The sequence below is a fragment of the Amycolatopsis magusensis genome, assembly GCF_017875555.1.
Taxonomy (GTDB): domain Bacteria; phylum Actinomycetota; class Actinomycetes; order Mycobacteriales; family Pseudonocardiaceae; genus Amycolatopsis; species Amycolatopsis magusensis.
Genome location: NZ_JAGGMS010000001.1, coordinates 8,477,254 through 8,498,914, shown reverse-complemented (window position 1 = coordinate 8,498,914; position 21,661 = coordinate 8,477,254). Strand labels below are relative to the sequence as shown.

Below are 21,661 nucleotides of genomic sequence, written 5' to 3'. Positions count from 1 at the left end.
CGGGAAGGGGAAGGTTTTTGTGAGCGAACTTGCGAGGCGTGGTCTACCCAAGACAGCGGTGCGCACACCGGTAGGCGGGGCCGTCCGGTGACTGTGCTCGAAGACATCGTCGAAGGCGTCCGTGCCGACCTCGCCACCCGCGAGGCGGAGCTCCCCTTCGACGAACTGAAGCGCCGGGCCGCCCAGGTCGCGCCTCCGCGCGACGTGATGGCCGCCCTGCGGGAATCGGGCATCGGCGTGATCGCCGAGGTCAAGCGGCGCAGCCCGTCCAAGGGTGATCTGGCGTCGATCGCGGACCCCGCGGCACTGGCCAAGGACTACGCCGAAGCCGGCGCGCGGGTGATCAGCGTGCTGACCGAACAGCGGCGCTTCGGCGGCTCGCTGGACGACCTCGACGCGGTGCGCGCGGCGGTGGACATCCCCATCCTGCGCAAGGACTTCGTGGTCAGCCCGTACCAGGTGCACGAGGCGCGCCTGCACGGCGCGGACATGGTGCTGCTGATCGTGGCCGCGCTCGAGCAGAACGCGCTGGTCGCCCTGCTGGACCGGGTCGAGTCGCTCGGCATGACGGCGCTGGTGGAGATCCACAACGCCGAGGAGGCCGACCGCGCGCTCGAAGCCGGGGCGTCGGTGATCGGCGTGAACGCGCGCAACCTGCACACCCTCGAGGTGGACCGGGACGTGTTCAGCAGGCTCGCCCCCGGCCTGCCGATGGACGTCTACAAGGTCGCCGAGTCCGGCGTGCGCGGTCCGGGTGACCTGATGTCCTACGCGGGCCAGGGCGCGGACGCGGTGCTGGTCGGCGAGGGCCTGGTCGCCTCCGACGACCCCAAGGCGGCGCTGGTGAAGCTGGTCACGGCCGGTTCGCACCCCGCGTGCCCGAGGCCCAGTCGATGACCGAGGAACCGACCAGGCAGCACGAGCGGACCGAGCACGACCCGGACGCCAAGGGCCACTTCGGCCCGTACGGCGGCCGGTTCATGCCGGAGGCCCTGATCGCCGCGATGGACGAGCTGTCCGCCGAGTACGACAAGGCCCGGCTCGACCCGGAGTTCACCGGCGAGTTCGCCCGGCTGCTGCGGGACTACGCCGGTCGCCCGTCGCTGCTCACCGAGGCACCGCGCTTCGCCGAGCACGCGGGCGGGGCGCGGGTCTTCCTCAAGCGCGAGGACCTCAACCACACCGGTTCGCACAAGATCAACAACGTGCTCGGCCAGGCGCTGCTGACCCGGCGCATGGGCAAGAAGCGGGTGATCGCGGAGACCGGGGCCGGGCAGCACGGCGTGGCCACGGCCACCGCCTGCGCGCTGCTGGACCTCGACTGCGTGGTCTACATGGGCGAGGTGGACACCCAGCGCCAGGCGCTGAACGTGGCCAGGATGAAGCTCCTCGGCGCCGAGGTGATCCCGGTCAAGACCGGGTCGCGCACGCTGAAGGACGCGATCAACGAGGCCCTGCGCGACTGGGTGAGCAACGTCGACACCACCCACTACCTGCTCGGCACGGCCGCGGGCGGGCACCCGTTCCCGGTGATGGTGCGCAACTTCCACAAGATCATCGGCGAGGAGGCCCGCCGCCAGATCCTCGAGCAGGCGGGTCGCCTGCCGGACGCGGTCGCGGCGTGCGTCGGCGGCGGGTCGAACGCCATCGGCATCTTCCACGGCTTCATCGACGACCCCGAGGTCCGGCTGGTCGGCCTGGAGCCGGGCGGCAAGGGCCTGGACAGCGGTGAGCACGGCGCGACGCTGACCGAGGGCACCCCCGGCATGCTGCACGGCGCGCTGTCCTACCTGCTGCAGGACGAGGACGGCCAGACCACCGAGGCCTACTCGATCTCCGCCGGGCTGGACTACCCGGGCGTCGGCCCGGAGCACTCGTGGCTCAAGGACACCGGGCGGGCCGAGTACCGCGCGGTGACCGACGCCGAGGCCATGGAAGCGATGAAGCTGCTGTCGCGGACCGAGGGCATCATCCCGGCCGTCGAGTCGGCGCACGCGCTGGCCGGGGCGATGAAGCTCGGCCAGGAACTCGGCCCGGACGGGCTGATCGTGGTGAACCTCTCCGGTCGCGGCGACAAGGACATGGACACCGCGGCGAAGTTCTTCGGCCTGGTGCCCGAGGAGGAGCTGTCGTGAGCGAGCTCGACGAGGTCTTCCGCCGGGCCAAGGCGGAGGACCGGGCCGCGTTGATCGGCTACCTGCCCGCGGGCTACCCGACCGTGGACGGCTCGAAGGACCTGCTCTCGGCGATCGTCGACGGCGGTGCCGACCTGGTCGAGGTGGGCGTGCCCTACTCCGACCCGGTGATGGACGGGCCAACCATCCAGGCCGCGGCGGACGCCGCGCTGGCGGGGGGCTTCCGGCTGAAGAACCTGTTCGAGGTGGTCGAGTCGGTCTCCGCGCGGGGCGGCAAGGCCGTGGTGATGACCTATTGGAACCCGGTGCACCGCTACGGCGTGGACGCGTTCGCGCGGGACCTCGCCGCGGCGGGCGGGCTGGGCATGATCACCCCCGACCTGATCCCGGACGAGGCCGACGACTGGTTCGCCGCCTCCGAGGCACACGGGCTGGACCGCATCTTCCTGATCGCGCCCTCCTCGACCGAGGAGCGCGTGCACCGGACGGTCCAGGCGAGCACCGGTTTCGTCTACGCGACCGCGCTGATGGGCGTCACCGGCGTGCGGGAGACCGTGGACGCGGCCGCCGGGAAGCTGGTCGACCGGGCCAGGGCGCACACGGACCTGCCGATCGGCGTGGGTCTCGGCGTGCGTTCGGGAGCGCAGGCCGCCGAGGTGGCCGCGTTCGCCGACGCGGTGATCGTCGGTTCCGCGCTGGTCACCGCCGCGGGCGAAGGCCTCGACGCGGTGCGCGAGCTCTCCGGCGAACTCGCCGCGGGCGTGCGGAAAGCCACCACCCCCACCGCGTAATTCTCACCGCGACACCAAAAAGGGTCGTGGGTGATTAGGGCTGTTTCCTCAGCCTAATCACCCACGACCCTTTTCTCATGTGCGTTGATGCGCATATCAGCTTCTGACTATTTGACAATGATTTCCATTTCCTGCCACTATCTCCGCTGCTGGGCGATCTCACCTGATCGGTGCACGCGTTAATTCGTTCGGCGGGCGCGTTGGCTCGACATTTTCGTCGACGATTCTTCGCAAGACGCGGCGCCCGCCGCGGGAAATGGAGGAGCCGTCATGCCGATCGCCCTGACGCGGCGGGGTTTTCTCGGGTTTTCGGCCGGTGCGGCACTGGTGCTCGGCGGCTGCGGGGGAGCGGACGGCGCAGGTGACGGGGCGGGCGGCGAGCCGAAGCGGGGCGGGCGGTTGCGGGCGTTGTTCACCGGCGGCGGGACCAAGGAGACCCTCGACCCGCACGCGCAGAACCTGTTCATCGACCAGGCGCGGCACAAGGCGATCTTCGACAAGCTGACCGAACTCGGCGACGACCTGGCGCCGGTGCCGCGGCTGGCCGAGCGCTGGGAGTCCAACGCGGACGCCACGCTCTGGCGGTTCACCCTGCGGCAGGCGAGGTTCCACGACGGACAGCCGCTGACCGGCGAGGACGTGCTGTTCAGCCTGGCCAGGATCCTGGACCCGGCGGCCGGGGACCGGCTGGCCCGGCAGTCCCTGTCGGCGATCGACCTCGGCCGCAGCCGGGTGGCCGATCCGCGCACGGTCGAGATCGCGGTGACCACCCCCTCGGCCGAGTTGCCCGCCCTGCTGGCCACCACCGGTGCCGCGATCGTGCGGGCCGGTTACGCCGATCCGGCGAAACCGGTGGGTACTGGGCCATTCAGGTTCGTTTCGTTCGACCCGGGCCGCTCGCTGATCGCCCAGCGCTTCGACGAGCACTGGGAAGGCGCGCCCCACCTCGACGAGCTGCACATCCTCTCGGCCGACGCGGACGCCCGCGCGAACGCACTGCAGGGCGGGCAGGCCGAGTACGCGCACGAGATGTCCCCGACCTTCGCCAGGACGGCCGAAGCCGGCCGCACGGTGAAGATCGTCGCCGCGCCCGGCAGCACCACGCAGGCGTTCGTGCTCAAGACCGACCGCCCGCCGTTCGACAACCCCGACGTGGCGCTGGCGTTCAAGCTGCTGGCCGACCGCCCGCGGCTGGTCGAGGTGGTGCTCGGCGGCCGCGGCGTGCCCGGCAACGACCTGTTCGGCAAGGGCTACCGCTACTACCACGACGCGCTGCCGCAGCGTCCGCGTGACGTCGCCGAAGCGCGCTCGCTGCTGACCAAGGCGGGCGTGCTGAACCAGACCATCCAGTTCTTCACCTCCACCGTCTCGGCCGGTTTCGTCGACGCCGCAACGCTTTTCGCCGAGCAGGCCGGGGAAGCCGGGATCCGGGTGGAGGTGGTGACCGGGGCCGCCGAGACCTACTTCAAGGACCAGCTGACCACCGGCGTGCTCGGCAGCCACCGGGCCGGGGCCGCGCCGATCCCGGACTACATCAACTCGCGCCTGCTCTCCACCTCGCCGTTCAACGCCACCGCGTGGAAGCGCCCGGAGTTCGACGCCGCCTTCGCCACCGCGCAGTCCACTGTGGACGAGGCGGAGCGCACCCGGCTCTACCACGACCTGCAGCGCGACCTCCACGACCGCGGCGGCCTGCTCGCGTGGGGCCACCCGGACTGGATCAACGCGGTGGCCGCGAACGTGCACGGGGTCCAGGCCGTGCCACCGAACACGGTGAACTGGGCCCGGTTCGACAAGGTGTGGCTGGGCTGAGGGGTGCGGGGATACGTCGCACAGCGGCTGGGCCTGGCCGTGGTGCAGGTGATGGTGCTTTCGGTGCTGGTCTTCGCGTTGACCGCGCTGCTGCCGGGGGACGCCGCCGACGTGCGGTTCGACGAGAGCGCGTCACCGGAGCAGGTCGCCACGCTGCGGGCGGAACTGGGCCTGGACCGGCCCGCGGTCGAGCGGTTCTTCGACTGGGCGGGCGGCGTGCTCACCGGCGACCTGGGCCAGTCGCTGGTCAACCGGCAGCCGGTCAGCGAGATCATCGGCGGCTCGGTGGGGGCCACGCTGGTGCTGGCGGTGGTCACGCTGGCCGTGGTGGTGCCGCTGGCCGCGTTGCTCGGCGCGCTGGCGGGGGTGTTCGAAGGCGGCAGGCTCGACCGGTCGATCACCTCGGTCACGCTGGTGCTCACCGCGATCCCGGACTTCGTGCTGGCGCTGCTGCTGATTTCGGTGCTGTCGCTGCGACTCGGCTGGCTCCCGGCGACCTGGGTCGGCGCGACCGGCGACGATCTGCTGGCCAGTCCCGAACTCCTGGTGCTGCCGGTGCTCGTGTTGTTCCTGCGTACCGTGTGCACGCTCTCGCGGCAGGTCCGCGCGGGCACGATCACCTCGCTGCACGCGGGTTACGTGGTGCAGGCGCGACGGCTCGGGGTGCCGCGGAGGTCGTTGCTGCTGCGGCACGTCCTGCCGAACGCGGCGGTGCCCGGCGTGCAGGAGCTGGCGCGCGTGGGGGACAACCTGCTCGGCGGGGTGCTGGTGGTGGAGGCGATCTTCGCCATCCCCGGCTTCGCGACCGCGTTGATCGACGGGGTCGAGTCGCGGGACGTGCCGGTGGTGCAGGGGCTGACCCTGGTGCTGGCGGTGGCCGCCCTGCTGGTCAACCTCGCCGCCGACCTCGTCTGCAACCGGCTGGTGCCGCGGACGGAGGTGCTGCGGTGAACCGCCTGTTGACCGGGGTCTCCGTGGCGCTGCTCGCGGTCCCGGTGCTCATCGCGCTCGTCGGCCCGCTGCTGGCCGGCGCGTTCACGCGGCCGCCCGGGTTGCCGTACGGCGACAGCGGGCTGCTCGGCACCGACGGGCTCGGCCGTGACGTGTTCGGCACCTTGCTCATCGGTGGCCGCACCACGCTCGGGGTCGCGCTGCTCGCCGTGGTCTTCGCCTACCTCGTGGGCGGGTTGATCGGCCTGGTCGCCGCCTCCACCCGGCGCCGGGTGCTGGACGAGGCGCTCATCCGGCCGCTGGACATCCTGCTGCCGCTGCCCTCGCTGCTGGTGATCAGCGTGGTCGCGGTCGGCTGGCGTGGTGACCCGCTGGCGATCGCGCTGGTGGTGGGCGCGGTGAACGTGCCGACCGTGGCCCGCCTGGTGCGCGCGGCCGCGCTGGACGCCGCGAGCGGGCCCGCGGTGGAGGCGATGCGCATGCAGGGCGAGTCGTGGGCACGCATCCAGTTCGGCTTCATCGCCCGGTCGGCGCTGCCCCCGGTGCTCGCCGACATCGGCACCCGCATCACGCTCGCGGTGTTCATCGTGGCCTCGGCGAACTTCCTCGGCCTCGGCCTGAACCCGACCTCGCCGGACTGGGCGGTGACCGTCTCCCGCAACCGGGAGGGCCTGCTGCTGCAACCGTGGGCGGTCCTCGCGCCCGCGGCGATGATCGTCGCCTTCACGCTCGGGCTGAACCTGCTCGCCGACCGGTTGCTCGGGCACCGCCGGGAGGTGGTCGTGGCATGAGCGCGCTGGTCGAGGTCGACGGGCTCACCGCGCACGCCGGCGACGCGGTGCTGCTGCGGGACGTCGGTTTCCGGTTGTGGCCGGGCAAGGTGACCGCGCTGGTCGGGCCGTCGGGCAGCGGGAAGACCACGGCGGCGTTGTCGCTGCTGGGGGATTCCGCGCCGGGTGTGCGGCTGACCGGCTCGGTGACCGTGGCCGGGAAGCCGGTCGGCCCCGGGGTGCGCGGGGGCGTGGTCTCGTACCTGCCGCAACACCCGGGCAGCGCGCTCAACCCGGCCCGGCGGATCGGCACCACGCTGCGGGAACTGGCGAAACTGCACCGCCCCAACGAGTCCACCGACGAAGTGGTCACGGAAGCACTGCGGGCGGCGCAGTTGCCCGGTGATCGCAAGCTGTTGCGCCGCTTCCCGCACCAGTTCTCCGGCGGGCAACGGCAACGCGTCGCGCTCGCGCAGGCACTGGTCTGCGGACCGCGCGTGCTGGTGCTCGACGAACCGAGCACCGGGCTCGACACGGTCACCCGGCTGCGGCTGGCCGGTGAACTGGCCGAACTCGCCGCGACCGGGCTCGCCATCCTGCTGTTGAGCCACCAGCACGATCTGGTGCGCGCGCTGGCCGACCACGTCGTGCTGCTCGACCACGGCAGGGTGGCCGCGACCGGCACACCGGACGAGGTGCTCGGCGAGGTGGCGCCGCCGTCCGGCGACTGGGCCGAGCCCGGTTCGGAGGAGGCGCTGCTCGAACTGCGCGGGCTGTCCGCCTCCCTGCGGCCACGGGGAAAGCAGCCGATCCTGCACGACATCGACCTCGTGCTGCCGCCGGGCGGGCGGATCGGCGTCGTCGGGCCGTCGGGCAGCGGGAAGACCACGCTCGCCCGATGCATCGCCGGGCTGCACGAGCGGTACACCGGCGGACTGCTGCTCGACGGGCAGCCGTTGCCCGTGCTGCGCAAGCGGAACACGGAACTGCGGCGGCGCGTGCAGTACGTCTGGCAGGAGGTCCGCGGCTCGTTCGACGACCGGCGCCCGGTGCTCGACCAGGTGGCCCGCACGGCGATCCGCCTGCGGGGACTGGAACCCGCCGCGGCACGCGCCGAAGCCGTGCGGCTGCTGGACGAACTGGGCGTGGCCGAGGAGACCGCCGCCCGGCACCCGGACGGTCTTTCCGGCGGTGAACTCCAGCGCGCCGCCCTCGTGCGGGCGCTGCTCGCCGAGCCGGAAGTACTGGTGTGCGACGAAATCACCACCGCGCTCGATCCGGCGACCGCGCGGAAGGTGACCACCCTGCTCGCGCGGCTGACCGGGGAGCGGGGCACCGCCCTGCTGTGGATCAGCCACGACCTCGGGCTCATCGCCGCGGTGACCAGCGAGGTGCTGGTACTCGACGACGGGGTGGCCACCGGGCTGGGACAACCCTGTCCGGGCCTCGACAGGAAGGAATCGGTATGAGCGAAGAATCCTGGGCACTGCACGCGAGCCTGCCGCCCACGCTGACCACGGCCGAGATCCTCGAGGTGAACCCACCGAGGAACGACCTGCACACGGTCCGCTCCCACACCTACCGCGACTGGGAGTTCGAGCTGCCACCCGGGGTCTTCCGGCCGGGGGAGACCAGCCGGATGATCCACGACCGGGTGCTCGACGGGCGGATCCCGGTGGCCGGGCGGACCTACGTGGCGATGGGCTCCGGGCTGGGCGTGGAGGCCGTGGTGGCCGGGATCGCCGGTGCGGCGCGGATCTACGCGCTCGACGTGCACCCGGCCAGCGTGGCCGCGACCGAAGCGCACTACCGGCGCTTCGTCGGCGACACCCCGCCGCTGCACGCACTGGTCTCCGACCTGTTCAGCGCGTTCCCGGACAAGGCGCAGGCCGACGTGATCACCTTCAACCCGCCCGCGGTCGCGCTGAAGACCAGTGAGGACCCGGACGTGGTGCGCAACGTCTGCGTGGGCGCGGAGATCACCGCGCGGTTCTTCGACCAGGTGCTGGCCGGCGACCTGCTGGCCCCCGGCGGCGAGATCCACCTCATCGTCTCCAACACGGCGAACCTGCGCGACATCATCGCGCACGCCATCGAGAGCGGCTTCGTCCCGGAGATCCGGGAACGCCGGACCTGGCCGGACGACGACGTGCAGACGTTCCTGTTCCGCCTGCGCGCCAAGGGAGAAGCGGCTTGATGCACGACCACTTCGCCGAGGCGGTCAAGGAGCCGGACCTGGTCAGGGTCCGCGAGGACCTCGTCTGCGTGCGCTTCGAGACGATGAAGATCTACTCGGCGCTCGGCGCGGTCCGGCGGTTGCTCGAGACCGGCGCCGTGCGGCCGGGGGACACCCTGATCGACAGCTCCAGCGGCATCTACGCCCACGCGCTGGCGCTGGCCTGCAACCGGTACGGCCTGCACTGCCACATCGTCGGGTCCACCACCGTCGACGCCACGCTCAAGGTGCAGCTGGAGATCCTCGGGGCCACGCTCGAACAGGTGCAGCCCTCGCGCAGCCTCAAGCTGGACCAGAGCCTGCGCGTGCGGCGGATCACCGAGATCCTGCGGGAAAACCCGTCGTACCACTGGATGCGCCAGTACCACGACGAGATCCACTACCTCGGCTACCGCGAGGTGGCCGAGCAGCTCGACCGGGCGGTGCCGCCGGGGCCGCTGAGCCTGTCCGGCGGGGTCGGCACCGGGGCCTCGACCGGCGCGATCGCCTCGTTCCTCGGTGAGCTGGGCCGGGACGTGACGCTGGTCGGCGTGCAGCCGTTCGGCAGCGTCACCTTCGGCGCGGAGCACGTGGCCGATCCGGAGATGATCATCGCGGGCATCGGCAGCTCGATCGAGTTCGAGAACGTGCGTCACGAGCTGTACGACCGGATCCACTGGATCTCCTTCGAGTACGCCATGTCCGCCGCGGTGGACCTGCTGCGGTGCAGCGGGGTGTTCGCCGGGTTGTCAGCCGGGGCGGCGTACCTGGCGGCGCACTGGGAGCGTGAGCGGGATCCCGGGCGCCACCACGTCTTCCTGGCCGCGGACACCGGGCACCGGTACGCCGAATCGGCCTACAGCAGGCATCGCGAGGCGTTCGAGCTCGAGCGCATGCGCCCGCGGGAGGTCGGCGTGCTCAGCGAGCTGGCGTGCCCGTGGTCGGCGATGGACTGGGCGCGGCGGCCCGCCTGCGCGCGCACCCACGACGTACTGGGTGTGGCGTGAACGATCCGGGTTACCGAGTCCTTTCCGGACTGTTCGGCGGTGCGGAACTGGCGCGGCTGGGCGAAGCCGCCGAAGCGGTACAGCGTGACGTACTGGCGAAAGCCGCTTCCGGGCAGACCTCGGTTCAGGTGTGGCCGGACGGGCACCGGCTCGAACGCGTCGACGGCACGACCGTGCACTGGGAGCCGGACGCTCCCGGCGCGATCCGCAGCCTGTCGCCGGTTTCGCAGCTGCACCCGGCGTTCGAGGCACTGTGGACCGATCCTCGGCTCACCGGTCCGATGGCAGAACTGCTGGGGTGCGGGGAAATCGGCCCGTTCGTGTCCAAATTGAACTTCAAGCGGGCCGGCGTCGGCTCGGAGTTCGCCTGGCACCAGGACCTCACCTTCTGGTACTGCTGCGCGGGCCCGGCCGCGCGGGACGTCGCCACCGCGATGATCTACCTGGACGACGCCGGGGCGGGCAACGGCGCGCTGAGCGTGATCCCGGGCAGCCACCGCGACGGCCCGGCGCCGCGGGACCACGCCGAGCCGACCGGCCTGCTGCTCGACGCGTCCAAATTGGACGCCGAGCGGGAGCGCACCGTGGAGCTGCCAGCCGGGTCGGTGCTGGTGTTCCCCAGCACGCTGGTGCACCGCTCGGTGCCCAACCGCAGCGAGCGCGACCGCCGGACGCTGTTGTTCTGCTTCCAGCCCGCTGGCCGCCCGCGGCTGGCCGAATTGCCCTACCGGGAAGAAATGCTGGCGGACCTGCCGTGAAAGGGAAAACGAAAATGGAAAGTGTGCCCGCGCTGGTCGATTCCGTGCTGGCCGGGGAATGGGGCCCGGCGCCAGGAGAACGGTCCGTGACGAGCGCGTTCTGGCTGCACCACACCACCCGGCTGGCCGGGGGCGGGGTCACCTACCGCAACCACTACCTGTTGTTGCGCGTCGGCAGTGCGTTCGGAGCCTGTTCCTTCGAACAGGGTGAGCTGGACGCCGATTTCTGCGCCACCGCCTCGGGGGAGCCGCTGGACAAGCTGATCCGGGACGACCGGCTGCCGGTGCGGATCGCCGCGCTGGACGCCTACCTGGCCGACGCCCTGCCGCACCGCGAAGCCGGTGCCGAGCCGGTGGTGCTGCCGATCGGCACGCCGGAGGTCCGGGCGCGGGCTCGCGACGACGCCATCGCCGGGCTGCTGGACATCCGTCCCGGGGCGAAGGTGGCGCTGATCGGGGTGGTGAACCCGCTGGTCGAGGCCATCACCGAGCGCGGCGGCGAATGCCTGCCGTGCGACCTGAACCTGCGCACCACCCAGTGGGGGCAGCCGGTCAGCCGGGAGATGGACGAGGTGCTCGAAGCCGCCGACGCGGTGGTGGCGACCGGGATGACGCTGAGCAACGGCAGCTTCGACCGGCTGCTGGCGCACTGCCGCGGGCGCGATCTGCCGCTGGTGGTCTACGCGCAGACGGGCAGCGCGGTGGCGCGGGCATTCCTGGGGCGCGGGGTCACCGCCGTTTCGGCGGAACCATTCCCGTTTTCCCAGTTCAGCGCGGAACCGAGCACGGTCTACCGCTATCGCGCGTCCTTCGGGCGCGCCGGATAATTGTGCCCTCCGGGGCCGGAACACGAGAGAAGAGTACGAAAAGTGAGTGCGGAAACCGTGAAGCCGGTGGAGGACCTGCCGGTGCCCAGCGACCTGCGCATGGCCAGGCTGCTGGGCCCGGTGCTGCTGGCCTCGGCGGTGAGCCTGCTGCCGTTCACCGTGTTCAGCACCTTCCTGGTGCCGATCTCGGCGGACGCCGGGACCAGCGTCGCCGCGATGGGCGGCTTGCGCGGCCTCGGCGGCCTGGCGGCGCTGGGCGTGGGCGCGGCCGTGGCGCCGCTGCTGGACCGGGTGCCCAAGCAGTACACGGCCGGTGGCGGGCTGGTGCTGCTCGGCCTTTCGGCGGTGCTGGGCGCGGCCGGTCAGTTCCTCGCGCTGGCCGCCTTCTGCCTGCTGGTCGGCGCGGCGACCTCGGTGCTGAACCCGGCGCTGGCCGCGGACGCCGCCGACCGGTTCGGCTCGGGCGCGGCGGCGGGCCGCGCGGCCACGCTGGTCACCGCGACCCAGTCGCTGACCGCCATGCTGGCCGCGCCCCTGGTGGCGCTGCCCGCGTTGCTGTGGGGCTGGCAGGGGAACCTGCTGGCGGTGGCGGTCATCTCGGTGGCCCTGTCGGTGGTGTTCTTCCGGCGGCGCCCGATGCCGGTGGCTGTTTCGGACGCGCAGCCGCGGCTGGGTTACCTGGCCTCGTTCCGCGCGCTGGCCGGGGTGCCGGGTGCGGTGCCGCTGCTGCTGGTCGCGCTGCTGCGGACGGCCGCGTTCATGGGTTACCTGTCCTACCTGGCGGCTTTCTACGACTCGCGGTTCCACCTGGACCCGGAGCTGTTCGCACTGGTGTGGACGCTCAGCGGCGCGGCTTTCTTCGTCGGCAACCTGCTCGCGGGCCGGTACACCAGCGCCGAGGCGCCCTGGATCCGGCCGGAACGCATGCTCACCGCGAGCCTCGTCGTGGCACTGGGCTCGGTGGTGGCCTTCTACTTCGCCGAGAACCTGGTGCTCGCGCTGGCCCTCACCGCGGTGCAGGGCGCCGCCCACGCCACCGTGGCGGCCTGCGTCGTAACCCTGCTGGTACGCCGCTGCGGCCCGCTGCGGGGTTCGGCACTGGGCGTGAACGCGGCAGGCATGAGCCTGGGCACCTTCACCGGCGCCGCCCTGGGCGGCATCGGCCTCGGCGTCGCCGGCTACCCGGGCACCGCGGCGGCCTTCGGCGCCATCACCCTGCTCGCCCTCGTCGCCGCCCTCTTCGTCCGTCCGACCCCACCCTGAGGCCGTGGTCGGAGTGGTCTTGATTTCCCAAGCCTCTGGGTGACCCAGAATGTCAGTGGCCTATGCCACAATCATTTCGTGAGCTGTGGAACGTGGAGACATATCAGGCCGTGGTCGGTCGACGAGGTGCTGTCCCTGCCCGAGGGGCAGCGGAGCGAGTTGATCGATGGTGCGCTCTCGCTCAAGCCGCGGCTGGAACACCAGCGCATGGTGGCCCGGCTGCTGCGGAGCTTCGCGGCGGCGGCGCCCGAGTCGCTCGAGGTGCTGCCGGGCGCCAATCTCCTGCTGGGCGACCACTTGCTCATGCCCGACCTGGTCATCAGCGACGACCCCATCGCCGAGGGACCCGCCCTTCGAGCGCACCAGGTGGTCCTGGTGGCGGAGACGGCCGGCCACGGGCTCAAGCGGTCCCTCTACGCCCAAGCTCGCGTGCCGTTCTACCTCCTCGTCGAAGGTGGCGAGGCGGTGCTGCACGAGTGGCGCGACGGCGAGTACCACCTGTCCGAGAAGAGCGACGCCGGGGTGCTGCGCCTGCGTCGCCCGTTCGCGGTGGAGGTCACCCTCGGGGGGTGATCTCGCTGCGCTGCCAGGGTGAAGCGGGGACGGTACCCGCTGGTAGCTGGGCAGAATCCGCCACGTGGGAGGCATGATGCCGGCATGAGCCGGCCGGTGCGGTGAGCCGCGCGCGGGGGGCGCTGCTGGTGGCACTGGCGATCGACAACTTCGGCACCGGGCTCTTCCTGCCGCTGACGCTGGTCTACCTCACCCGGGTGGTCGGCCTGCCGCTGGCACTGGCCGGCACCATCGTGCCGCTGGGCACGGTCGCCGGGCTGCTGGTGCCGCCGCTGGCCGGGCGCCTCACCGACCGCGTCGGCGCGCGGCTGGTGGTGATCCTCGCGCAGCTCGTGCAGGCCGCCGGGGTCGTCGCCTACCTGCTCGCCGGTTCGGCGGTGGCCGTGGTCGTCGCCGCGATCCTGGTCGCCGCGGGCCAGCAGGCGTTCTACTGCGCGCTCTACGCACTGGTCGCCGACGTCGCCGGGGACGTGCCCAAGGACCGGCCGTTCGCAGTGGTCGGCATGGTCCGGGCGGCCTCGTTCGGCGCCGGTGGCCTGGTCGCGGCCTTGTTGCTGACCGGCTACGGCACCGCCGGTTTCCGGCTCGCGCTCGGCACCAACGCGCTGACCTACCTGGTCGCCGCGCTCGTGCTGCTGATCTGCCTGCGCAAACCGCTGGGCCGTTTTCTGCCACCCGCGTGCCGGCTCACCGCGGGCCCGCTGCGCGACCGGCCGTACGTCGCGCTCATCCTGATCAGCGGCCTGTTCGGCCTGTCGCTGGACGTCTTCCTGATCGGCGTCCCGGTGTTCGTCCTGGAACAGCTGCGCGGGCCGTCGTGGCTGCCCGGCGCGATCATCGCGCTGCTCACCCTCTGCACCAGCGTCGGCGGCACGCTGGCGCTGCGGCTGACCCATCGCCTCAGCCGGATCGACGCCATGCGCTTCGGCTCCCTGCTCTACGCGGTGTGGTGGCTGAGCTGCCTCGGCGCGGTGCTGGTGCCCCCGGCCGTGCAGCCCGGCTACCTGCTCGCGGTCACGCTGATCATCGCCACCGCGAACCTGGTGTTCGGCCCGCGGGCCAACGCGCTGGCCGAGGCGGCGGCCCCGCGCGCGGCCCGCGGCCGGTACCTCGCCGCCTTCCAGTACGCCTTCACCGCCGCGCAGGTCCTCGCCCCGGCCGTGGTCGCCTTGTTCTCGGTGGCCATCTGGCTGCCGTGGCTGGTGGTCGCGGTCTGCGCGGTGCTGGCGGTGTTCGGCCTGAACCGGCTGGCCGCGCGGCTGCCCGCCCACGCGGTGCACCCGCCGCGGCCGGGGGAGTCAGGCGGGTGAGGGGTCGATGCGGAAGACCGCGCACCGCCCGGCGAGCGCCTCGAACTCGTCCGGCGAACCGGATTCGACGATGCCCGCGCTGGTCATCATCGACACGCCGGACGGCACTTTCGCGGGGAACGCCCGCAGGATCGGGCGCGCCTGCTCGACGGGCAGTTCGACGAGCAGCACCCGCTCGTGGCGGCGGCCGCAGGTGAGCGTGCCCGCCTTGGCGGCGCTGGCGTTGCGCACCCAGTCGGCACCGGGGAAGCCGCCGACGACGTAACGCCCGCCCTCGTGCTCCATCAGCGAGATGGGCGTGGTGCGCGGCTTCCCGGACTTCCGGCCGGGCACGGTCAGCAGGTACATCCCGCCGAGCTTGAGCCCGGTCCGCTGGAGCCCGACGAACACCCGGTTCATCGGCTTGAGCCAGCGCGGGGGCGTGACCTTGGCAGTGGGCAAATCCGACCTCCGTCAGTTGAGCGGTAGCCTGTACCGTACGCCATACGGTACAGCTTTGTCTAGGATGGCCCGCATCATGGCGACCGACAGCAGCCCCGACCCCGCCCGCAGCCTCGCGATCCTCTGGCGCACCCGCGAAGTGGCCAGCCGCAAGGGGAGACCCGAACTGAGCGTGGACCGCATCGCGCGCACGGCCATCGAGCTGGCCGACGCCGACGGCTTCGACTCGCTGTCGATGCGCAAGGTCGCCGAAAAGCTCGGCGTCGGCACGATGTCGCTCTACACCTACGTGCCGGGCAAGGCCGAACTGATGGACGTCATGTTCGACCTCGTGCAGGCCGAGACCGCGCGCCCGGACGAGGTGGAGGGCGACTGGCGGGTCAAGCTCGAGCTGATCGCCCGCGAGAACCTGGCGCTCTACCGGCGCCACCCGTGGCTGCTGCACGCCTCGCACCGATCCGTGCTCGGCCCGCGCGTCATCGAGAAGTACGAGTACGAACTCCGTGCGCTGGAAGGGATCGGGCTCACCGAGATCGAGATGGACTCGGTCCTCACGCTGCTGATCGGCCACGCGCAGGTGTCCGCGCGCGGGCGGGCGGAGATCTCCAGGGTGGAGCGCGCTTCCGGGCTCACCGAGGAGCAGTGGTGGACGCAGAACGCGCCGCTGCTCGAGCAGGTCATCGACTACAGCCGCTACCCGGTGGCCTCCAGGGTGGGCGCCGCGGCCGGTGCCGCGCACCACGCCTCCTACAGCCCGGAGCACGCGTTCGAGTTCGGCCTGGCCCGGATTCTCGACGGGATCGCCGTCCTCGTCGGGGGCAGGGCAGACGCCGGGAGCTGAGTTGGCTACGGTGGCCCGGTGAATACCGCCGCGGCGTCGTTCCTGGCCAGCATCCCCAGCCCCGATCGCGGGGTGTGGCACATCGGGCCCATCCCGATCCGTGCCTACGCGCTGTGCATCATCGCGGGCATCGTCGTGGCCATCTGGCTGGGCGAGCGCCGCTGGGTGGCGCGCGGGGGCACCAAGGGCACGATCCTCGACATCGCGGTGTACGCGGTGCCGTTCGGCCTGGTCGGCGGGCGGCTCTACCACGTGATCACCGACTGGCACCGGTACTTCGGCGAGGGCAAGGACCCGATCCAGGCGCTGAACATCGTCAACGGCGGCCTCGGCATCTGGGGTGCCATCGCGCTGGGCGGGGTCGGTGCGTGGATCGGCTGCCGCCGCAAGGGCATCCCGCTGCCCGCCGTCGCGGACGCCATCGCGCCGGGCATCGTCATCGCGCAGGGCGTGGGCCGCCTCGGCAACTACTTCAACCAGGAGCTCTACGGCGGGCACACCGACCTGCCGTGGGCGCTGGAGATCTACTCCCGGGTCAGCATCGACGACCCGCGCATCGAGGACACGCTCAACGGCGTCGCGCTGAACAACATCCCGATCGACACCGTGCACCCGACCTTCCTCTACGAGCTGCTGTGGAACCTCGGGGTCGCGCTGCTGGTCATCTGGGCGGACAAGAAGCTGCGCCTGGGCCACGGCCGCGCGTTCGCGCTCTACGTCGCCGGCTACACCCTCGGCCGCACCTGGATCGAGCTGATGCGCACCGACGCGGCCACCCTGGTCTTCGGGGTCCGGGTCAACGTCTGGGTGTCGATCCTGGTGTTCGCCGGCGCGGTGATCTACTACTTCGCCGCCCGGAGCCGGGGTGAACGGGAAGCGCCGGAGACCCTCAAGGGCAAGGACGGCGACCAGCCGGACGAGGAGCTGGACGGCGAGGAGAACGCCGTGGTGCCGAACGGCAACGGCGCCACGAGCGCGGCGGACGAGCCGGGCTCGGCGGAGTCCCCGGCGCGGGCCGAGCGCCCCGATAAGCCGGACACAAAGGACTGAAAGCCCAGGTCAGGGCGAGAGTGACGAAAACCGCGGCGGTGCGAAGCTGCCGCGTTCGCCCGAGCGGGCTAAGCTGGGCCGACTGCGCCGAACTGTTCCCAGAACCTAGTTAGCGGGCCGAAGTACTCTCATCCCATCAAGAACGATGTCGTTCGGGCCGATCGGATCGTTACGGTCGAATGGCCGGAAACACGCCTTCGACGGGTGTCCCGGCGTTTCCGGGATGTTAAGGTCTCGTCAACGAGCGGGCCATCGTCGTCCCGTGCGCAGCGTTAACCAGGGATTTTTCCCGAACTGAGCACGAAACGACGAGGGAGGTCCCTTGATGATCTTCTCCGCCAATCCCGGTCCCAGTGGTCTGTACGACCCCACCACCGAGCAGGACTCCTGCGGGGTCGCCATGGTGGCCGACATCCGCGGCCGCCGCTCGCACGGCATCGTCACCGACGGCCTGACCGCACTGGCGAACCTGGAACACCGCGGTGCCGCGGGCGCCGAGCCGACCAGCGGGGACGGCGCGGGCATCCTGCTGCAGCTCCCCGACGAGCTGCTCCGGGCCGAAGTGGACTTCGAGCTGCCCGAACCCGGGGAGCACGGCCATTCCTACGCCGCGGGCATCGCCTTCCTGCCGGTCGAAGAGGGCCGCCGGGCCAAGGCGGTCGAGCTGATCGAGCGCGTCGCCGACGAGGAAAGCCTGGTGGTGCTGGGCTGGCGCGATGTGCCGATCGCCCCGGACACCGCCGAGGTGGGCCCGACCGCACGGTCGGTCATGCCGCACTTCGCCATGCTGCTGGTGGCGGGCAAACCGGCCACCGACGGGCACACGCCCAGCGGCATCGAGCTCGACCGGCTCGCCTTCTGCCTGCGCAAGCGCGCCGAGCACGAGACCGAGGTGGCCGGCTGCGGCACCTACTTCCCGTCGCTGTCCGCGCGCACGCTGGTCTACAAGGGAATGCTGACCACCGAGCAGCTGCCCGCCTTCTTCAGCGACCTCACCGACGAGCGGCTGGCCAGTGCGATCGCCGTGGTGCACAGCCGGTTCTCCACCAACACCTTCCCGTCGTGGCCGCTGGCGCACCCGTTCCGGTTCGTCGCCCACAACGGTGAGATCAACACCATCCGCGGCAACCGCAACCGCATGCGCGCCAGGGAAGCGCTGCTGGAGTCGGACCTGGTGCCCGGCGACCTGAGCAGGCTGTACCCGATCTGCTCGGCCGACGCCTCGGACTCCGCCTCCTTCGACGAGGTGCTGGAGCTGCTGCACCTCGGCGGGCGCAGCCTGCCGCACGCGGTGCTGATGATGATCCCGGAGGCGTGGGAGAACCACGCCACGATGGACGCCCGGCGCCGTGCGTTCTACCAGTTCCACGCCAGCCTGATGGAGCCGTGGGACGGCCCGGCCTGCGTCACCTTCACCGACGGCACCCTGGTCGGCGCGGTCCTCGACCGCAACGGCCTGCGCCCGGCGCGCTGGTGGCGCACCGCGGACGACCGCGTGGTGCTGGCCAGCGAGGCAGGTGTGCTGGACGTGCCGCCGGACCAGGTGGTGGCCAAGGGCAGGCTGAAGCCGGGCCGGATGTTCCTGGTGGACACCGAGGCAGGCCGGATCGTCGACGACCGCGAGGTCAAGACCGAGCTCGCCGCGCAGCTGCCCTACGAGGACTGGCTGCACGCGGGGCTGCTGCAGATCGCCGACCTGCCCGACCGCGACCACATCGTGCAGAGCCACGATTCGGTGCTGCGGCGTCAGCTCTCCTTCGGCTACACCGAGGAAGAGCTGAAGATCCTGCTCACCCCGATGGGCATCAACGGCGCCGAGCCGATCGGCTCGATGGGCACCGACACCCCGCCCGCCGTGCTGTCCCAGCGCTCGCGGCTGCTCTACGACTACTTCAAGCAGAACTTCGCGCAGGTGACCAATCCGCCGCTGGACGCCATCCGCGAGGAGCTGGTCACCTCGATGGCGCGGATCATGGGCCCGGAGCAGAACCTGCTCGAACCCGGCCCGGCCTCCTGTCGTCACGTGCAGCTGCCCTACCCGGTCATCGACAACGACGAGCTGGCCAAGCTCATCCACATCAACGACGACGGCGACCTGCCCGGCTTCGCCTGCACCGTCCTCTCCGGACTGTACGAAGTGGACGGTGGAGCGGCGGCGCTGGCCGAGGCGGTCGAGCGGGTGCGCCGCGAGGCGTCGGAGGCGATCGCCGCCGGGGCCCGCACGCTGGTGCTCTCCGACCGCGATTCCGACCACCGCATGGCGCCGATCCCTTCGCTGCTCCTGGTTTCCGCGGTGCACCACCACCTGGTGCGCACCAAGGAACGCCTGCGCGTGGCGCTGGTGGTGGAGAGCGGGGACGCGCGCGAGGTGCACCACGTCGCGCTGCTGCTCGGCTACGGTGCCGCCGCGGTCAACCCGTACCTGGCCTTCGAGACCATCGAGGACCTGATCGGCCAGGGCGCGATCACCGGCATCGAACCGGCCAAGGCCATCCGCAACTACGTGCAGGCGCTGGTCAAGGGCGTCCTGAAGATCATGTCCAAGATGGGCATCTCCACCGTGGGCGCCTACACCGCGGCCCAGGTCTTCGAATCCTTCGGCCTGGCGCAGGACCTGCTCGACGAGTACTTCACCGGCACCAGCTCGAAGCTCGGCGGCGTCGGCCTGGACGTGCTCGCCGAGGAGGTGGCCATGCGCCACCGCCGCGCCTACCCGGACAACCCGACCGACCGGGTGCACCGCCGCCTGGACACCGGTGGCGAGTACGCCTACCGCCGCGAGGGCGAACTGCACCTGTTCACCCCGGAGACGGTGTTCCTGCTCCAGCACGCCAGCAAGACCGGGCGTGAAGAGGTGTACCGCCAGTACGCGGCCGAGGTCGAGCGCCTCAACCGCGAGGGCGGCGCGCTGCGGGGCATGTTCGCCTTCCAGACCGGTGGGCGGCCGCCGGTGCCGATCGACGAGGTCGAGTCGATCGAGTCGATCTGCAAGCGGTTCAACACCGGCGCCATGTCCTACGGCTCGATCTCGATGGAGGCGCACCAGACGCTGGCCATCGCGATGAACCGGATCGGCGGCCGGTCGAACACCGGTGAGGGCGGCGAGGACCCGGAGCGGCTCTACGACCCCGAGCGCCGCAGCGCGATCAAGCAGGTCGCGAGTGGACGGTTCGGCGTGACGAGCGAGTACCTGGTCCACGCGGACGACATCCAGATCAAGATGGCGCAGGGCGCGAAGCCCGGCGAGGGCGGCCAGCTGCCGCCGAACAAGGTGTACCCGTGGATCGCGCGCACCCGGCACTCCACGCCGGGCGTCGGGCTGATCTCCCCGCCGCCGCACCACGACATCTACTCCATCGAGGACCTCGCGCAGCTGATCCACGACCTGAAGAACGCCAACGAGCAGGCCCGCATCCACGTGAAGCTGGTCAGCTCGCTGGGGGTCGGCACGGTCGCGGCCGGGGTGTCGAAGGCCCACGCCGACGTGGTGCTGATCTCCGGGCACGACGGTGGCACCGGCGCCTCGCCGATGAACTCGCTCAAGCACGCGGGCACCCCGTGGGAGGTCGGCCTCGCCGAGACGCAGCAGACCTTGCTGCTCAACGGTTTGCGCGACCGGATCACCGTGCAGGTGGACGGCGCGCTGAAGACCGGCCGTGACGTGGTGGTCGCCGCGCTGCTCGGGGCCGAGGAGTACGGCTTCGCCACCGCGCCGCTGGTGGTGGCCGGCTGCGTGATGATGCGCGTGTGCCACCTCGACACCTGCCCGGTGGGCGTCGCCACGCAGAACCCCGACCTGCGCGAGCGCTACACCGGCCAGGCCGAGCACGTGGTGAACTACTTCCGCTTCGTCGCCCAGGAAGTGCGGGAAACGCTGGCGGAGCTGGGTTTCCGCACGCTGGACGAGGCGATCGGGCGGACCGACGTGCTGGACACCAACGACGCGCTGGAGCACTGGAAGGCCCAGGGCCTCGACCTCGGGCCGGTGTTCGAGATGCCGTCGCACACCCCGTACGGCGGCGCCAAGCGCAAGGTGCGCGACCAGGACCACGGGCTGCAGTTCGCCCTGGACCGCACGCTGATCCAGCTCGCCGAGGCGGCGCTGGAGGACGCGCACCCGGTGCGCCTGGAACTGCCGGTGCGCAACGTGAACCGGACCGTGGGCACGCTGCTCGGCTCGGAGATCACCCGGCGCTACGGCGGCCAGGGCCTGCCGGACGACACCATCCACGTGACGCTGACCGGGTCGGCCGGGCAGTCGCTCGGCGCCTTCCTGCCCGCGGGCATCACGCTCGACATGGTCGGGGACGCGAACGACTACGTGGGCAAGGGCCTGTCCGGCGGGCGGATCGTGGTGCGCCCCGATCCGTCGGCGAAGTTCGCCGCCGAGCGCCAGGTGATCGCGGGCAACACCATCGGCTACGGCGCCACCAGCGGGGAGATCTTCCTGCGTGGCCAGGTCGGGGAACGCTTCTGCGTAAGGAACTCCGGCGCGCTGGTGGTGTCCGAGGGCGTCGGTGATCACGCCTTCGAGTACATGACCGGTGGCCGCGCGGTGGTGCTCGGCCCGACCGGGCGGAACCTGGCGGCCGGGATGTCCGGCGGTGTGGCCTACGTGCTCGACCTCGAGCGCGGTCAGGTCAACGACGCGATGGTGGAGCTGAGCGCGCCGGCCGGGGAGGACCTGGCCTGGCTCAAGGAAACCGTGCAGCGGCACCACGACCTGACCCGGTCGGTGGTGGCCGCGTCCCTGCTGGGCGACTGGACCCGCCGCTCGGCCGCGTTCACCAAGGTGATGCCACGGGACTACAAGCGGGTGCTGGACGCGGCGAAGGCGGCTAAGGCCGCTGGACGCGATGTCGACGAGGCGATCATGGAGGCCGCTCGTGGCTGACAATTGCGAAGCACACCACGAGT

Annotated in this window: 18 protein-coding genes; 17 read left to right on the top strand and 1 reads right to left on the bottom strand. The window is 71.4% G+C overall.

Features of this window, described 5'->3' with window-relative positions; translation table 11 throughout:
* Nucleotides 1–87 precede the first annotated feature (87 nt).
* From trpC to JOM49_RS38070, 14 genes are all read left to right on the top strand, one after another.
* On the top strand, nt 88–897 hold the full coding sequence (gene trpC, locus JOM49_RS38135) for an indole-3-glycerol phosphate synthase TrpC (RefSeq protein WP_209669083.1): 810 nt from the start codon (nt 88–90) through the stop codon (nt 895–897).
* Nucleotides 894–2,135, top strand: a complete 1,242-nt coding sequence (trpB, locus tag JOM49_RS38130; protein WP_209669081.1) for a tryptophan synthase subunit beta — start codon at nt 894–896, stop codon at nt 2,133–2,135. Before trpC ends, trpB begins: the two co-directional genes overlap by 4 nt.
* Nucleotides 2,132–2,926: a tryptophan synthase subunit alpha gene (gene trpA, locus JOM49_RS38125; protein ID WP_209669079.1), complete on the top strand. Its 795-nt coding sequence runs from the start codon at nt 2,132–2,134 to the stop codon at nt 2,924–2,926. The genes trpB and trpA overlap by 4 nt, the downstream gene beginning before the upstream one ends.
* 270 nt (nt 2,927–3,196) lie before the next feature.
* On the top strand, nt 3,197–4,738 hold the full coding sequence (locus JOM49_RS38120; protein WP_245369612.1) for an ABC transporter substrate-binding protein: 1,542 nt from the start codon (nt 3,197–3,199) through the stop codon (nt 4,736–4,738).
* Nucleotides 4,739–4,741: 3 nt separating this feature from the next.
* Nucleotides 4,742–5,689, top strand: coding sequence for an ABC transporter permease (locus JOM49_RS44270; RefSeq protein ID WP_308159011.1), 948 nt, complete (start codon nt 4,742–4,744; stop codon nt 5,687–5,689).
* Nucleotides 5,686–6,480, top strand: coding sequence for an ABC transporter permease (locus JOM49_RS38110; RefSeq protein ID WP_308159010.1), 795 nt, complete (start codon nt 5,686–5,688; stop codon nt 6,478–6,480). Before JOM49_RS44270 ends, JOM49_RS38110 begins: the two co-directional genes overlap by 4 nt.
* The gene (locus JOM49_RS38105) at nt 6,477–7,928 is read left to right on the top strand and encodes an ABC transporter ATP-binding protein (RefSeq protein ID WP_245369611.1); all 1,452 of its coding nucleotides are present in this window, start codon (nt 6,477–6,479) and stop codon (nt 7,926–7,928) included. The genes JOM49_RS38110 and JOM49_RS38105 overlap by 4 nt, the downstream gene beginning before the upstream one ends.
* The gene (locus JOM49_RS38100; protein WP_209669077.1) at nt 7,925–8,656 is read left to right on the top strand and encodes a methyltransferase; all 732 of its coding nucleotides are present in this window, start codon (nt 7,925–7,927) and stop codon (nt 8,654–8,656) included. The genes JOM49_RS38105 and JOM49_RS38100 overlap by 4 nt, the downstream gene beginning before the upstream one ends.
* Nucleotides 8,656–9,681, top strand: a complete 1,026-nt coding sequence (locus JOM49_RS38095) for a pyridoxal-phosphate dependent enzyme (RefSeq protein WP_209669075.1) — start codon at nt 8,656–8,658, stop codon at nt 9,679–9,681. Before JOM49_RS38100 ends, JOM49_RS38095 begins: the two co-directional genes overlap by 1 nt.
* Nucleotides 9,678–10,439, top strand: a complete 762-nt coding sequence (locus tag JOM49_RS38090) for a phytanoyl-CoA dioxygenase family protein (RefSeq protein ID WP_209669073.1) — start codon at nt 9,678–9,680, stop codon at nt 10,437–10,439. Before JOM49_RS38095 ends, JOM49_RS38090 begins: the two co-directional genes overlap by 4 nt.
* 14 nt (nt 10,440–10,453) lie before the next feature.
* The gene (locus JOM49_RS38085) at nt 10,454–11,266 is read left to right on the top strand and encodes a Rossmann-like domain-containing protein (protein ID WP_209669071.1); all 813 of its coding nucleotides are present in this window, start codon (nt 10,454–10,456) and stop codon (nt 11,264–11,266) included.
* Nucleotides 11,267–11,308: 42 nt separating this feature from the next.
* A complete protein-coding gene (locus JOM49_RS38080) occupies nt 11,309–12,529 on the top strand; it encodes an MFS transporter (RefSeq protein WP_308159009.1) in 1,221 nt (406 codons plus the stop codon).
* Nucleotides 12,530–12,655: 126 nt separating this feature from the next.
* Entirely contained in the window at nt 12,656–13,102 is a 447-nt protein-coding gene (locus JOM49_RS38075) for a Uma2 family endonuclease (protein WP_308159008.1), read from the top strand.
* A gap of 101 nt (nt 13,103–13,203) precedes the next feature.
* The gene (locus JOM49_RS38070) at nt 13,204–14,412 is read left to right on the top strand and encodes an MFS transporter (protein WP_209669068.1); all 1,209 of its coding nucleotides are present in this window, start codon (nt 13,204–13,206) and stop codon (nt 14,410–14,412) included.
* Here the strand turns inward: JOM49_RS38070 and JOM49_RS38065 are convergent.
* A complete protein-coding gene (locus JOM49_RS38065; RefSeq protein ID WP_209669066.1) occupies nt 14,401–14,853 on the bottom strand; it encodes a nitroreductase family deazaflavin-dependent oxidoreductase in 453 nt (150 codons plus the stop codon). The genes JOM49_RS38070 and JOM49_RS38065 overlap by 12 nt on opposite strands.
* A 76-nt stretch (nt 14,854–14,929) precedes the next feature.
* On the opposite strand from JOM49_RS38065, the gene JOM49_RS38060 reads away from it, so the two are divergent.
* From JOM49_RS38060 to gltB, 3 genes are all read left to right on the top strand, one after another.
* The gene (locus JOM49_RS38060) at nt 14,930–15,694 is read left to right on the top strand and encodes a TetR/AcrR family transcriptional regulator (protein ID WP_209669064.1); all 765 of its coding nucleotides are present in this window, start codon (nt 14,930–14,932) and stop codon (nt 15,692–15,694) included.
* An 18-nt stretch (nt 15,695–15,712) separates the two neighbouring features.
* Complete coding sequence (lgt, locus tag JOM49_RS38055; protein WP_209669062.1) at nt 15,713–16,744, top strand: prolipoprotein diacylglyceryl transferase; 1,032 nt, start codon at nt 15,713–15,715, stop codon at nt 16,742–16,744.
* A gap of 325 nt (nt 16,745–17,069) precedes the next feature.
* Nucleotides 17,070–21,638 carry a glutamate synthase large subunit gene (gene gltB, locus JOM49_RS38050; protein ID WP_209669060.1) on the top strand — a complete coding sequence of 1,523 codons (4,569 nt, stop codon included), beginning with the start codon at nt 17,070–17,072 and terminating at the stop codon, nt 21,636–21,638.
* Nucleotides 21,639–21,661: the final 23 nt, after the last annotated feature.

Excerpts from the sequence above, each read along its gene's own strand:
- trpB (WP_209669081.1), top strand. The coding sequence starts at position 894 with ATGACCGAGGAACCGACCAGGCAGCACGAGCGGACCGAGCACGACCCG.
- JOM49_RS38120 (WP_245369612.1), top strand. The coding sequence starts at position 3,197 with ATGCCGATCGCCCTGACGCGGCGGGGTTTTCTCGGGTTTTCGGCCGGT.
- JOM49_RS38105 (WP_245369611.1), top strand. The coding sequence starts at position 6,477 with ATGAGCGCGCTGGTCGAGGTCGACGGGCTCACCGCGCACGCCGGCGAC.
- JOM49_RS38100 (WP_209669077.1), top strand. The coding sequence starts at position 7,925 with ATGAGCGAAGAATCCTGGGCACTGCACGCGAGCCTGCCGCCCACGCTG.
- JOM49_RS38095 (WP_209669075.1), top strand. The coding sequence starts at position 8,656 with ATGCACGACCACTTCGCCGAGGCGGTCAAGGAGCCGGACCTGGTCAGG.
- JOM49_RS38085 (WP_209669071.1), top strand. The coding sequence starts at position 10,454 with ATGGAAAGTGTGCCCGCGCTGGTCGATTCCGTGCTGGCCGGGGAATGG.
- JOM49_RS38060 (WP_209669064.1), top strand. The coding sequence starts at position 14,930 with ATGGCGACCGACAGCAGCCCCGACCCCGCCCGCAGCCTCGCGATCCTC.
- gltB (WP_209669060.1), top strand. The coding sequence starts at position 17,070 with ATGATCTTCTCCGCCAATCCCGGTCCCAGTGGTCTGTACGACCCCACC.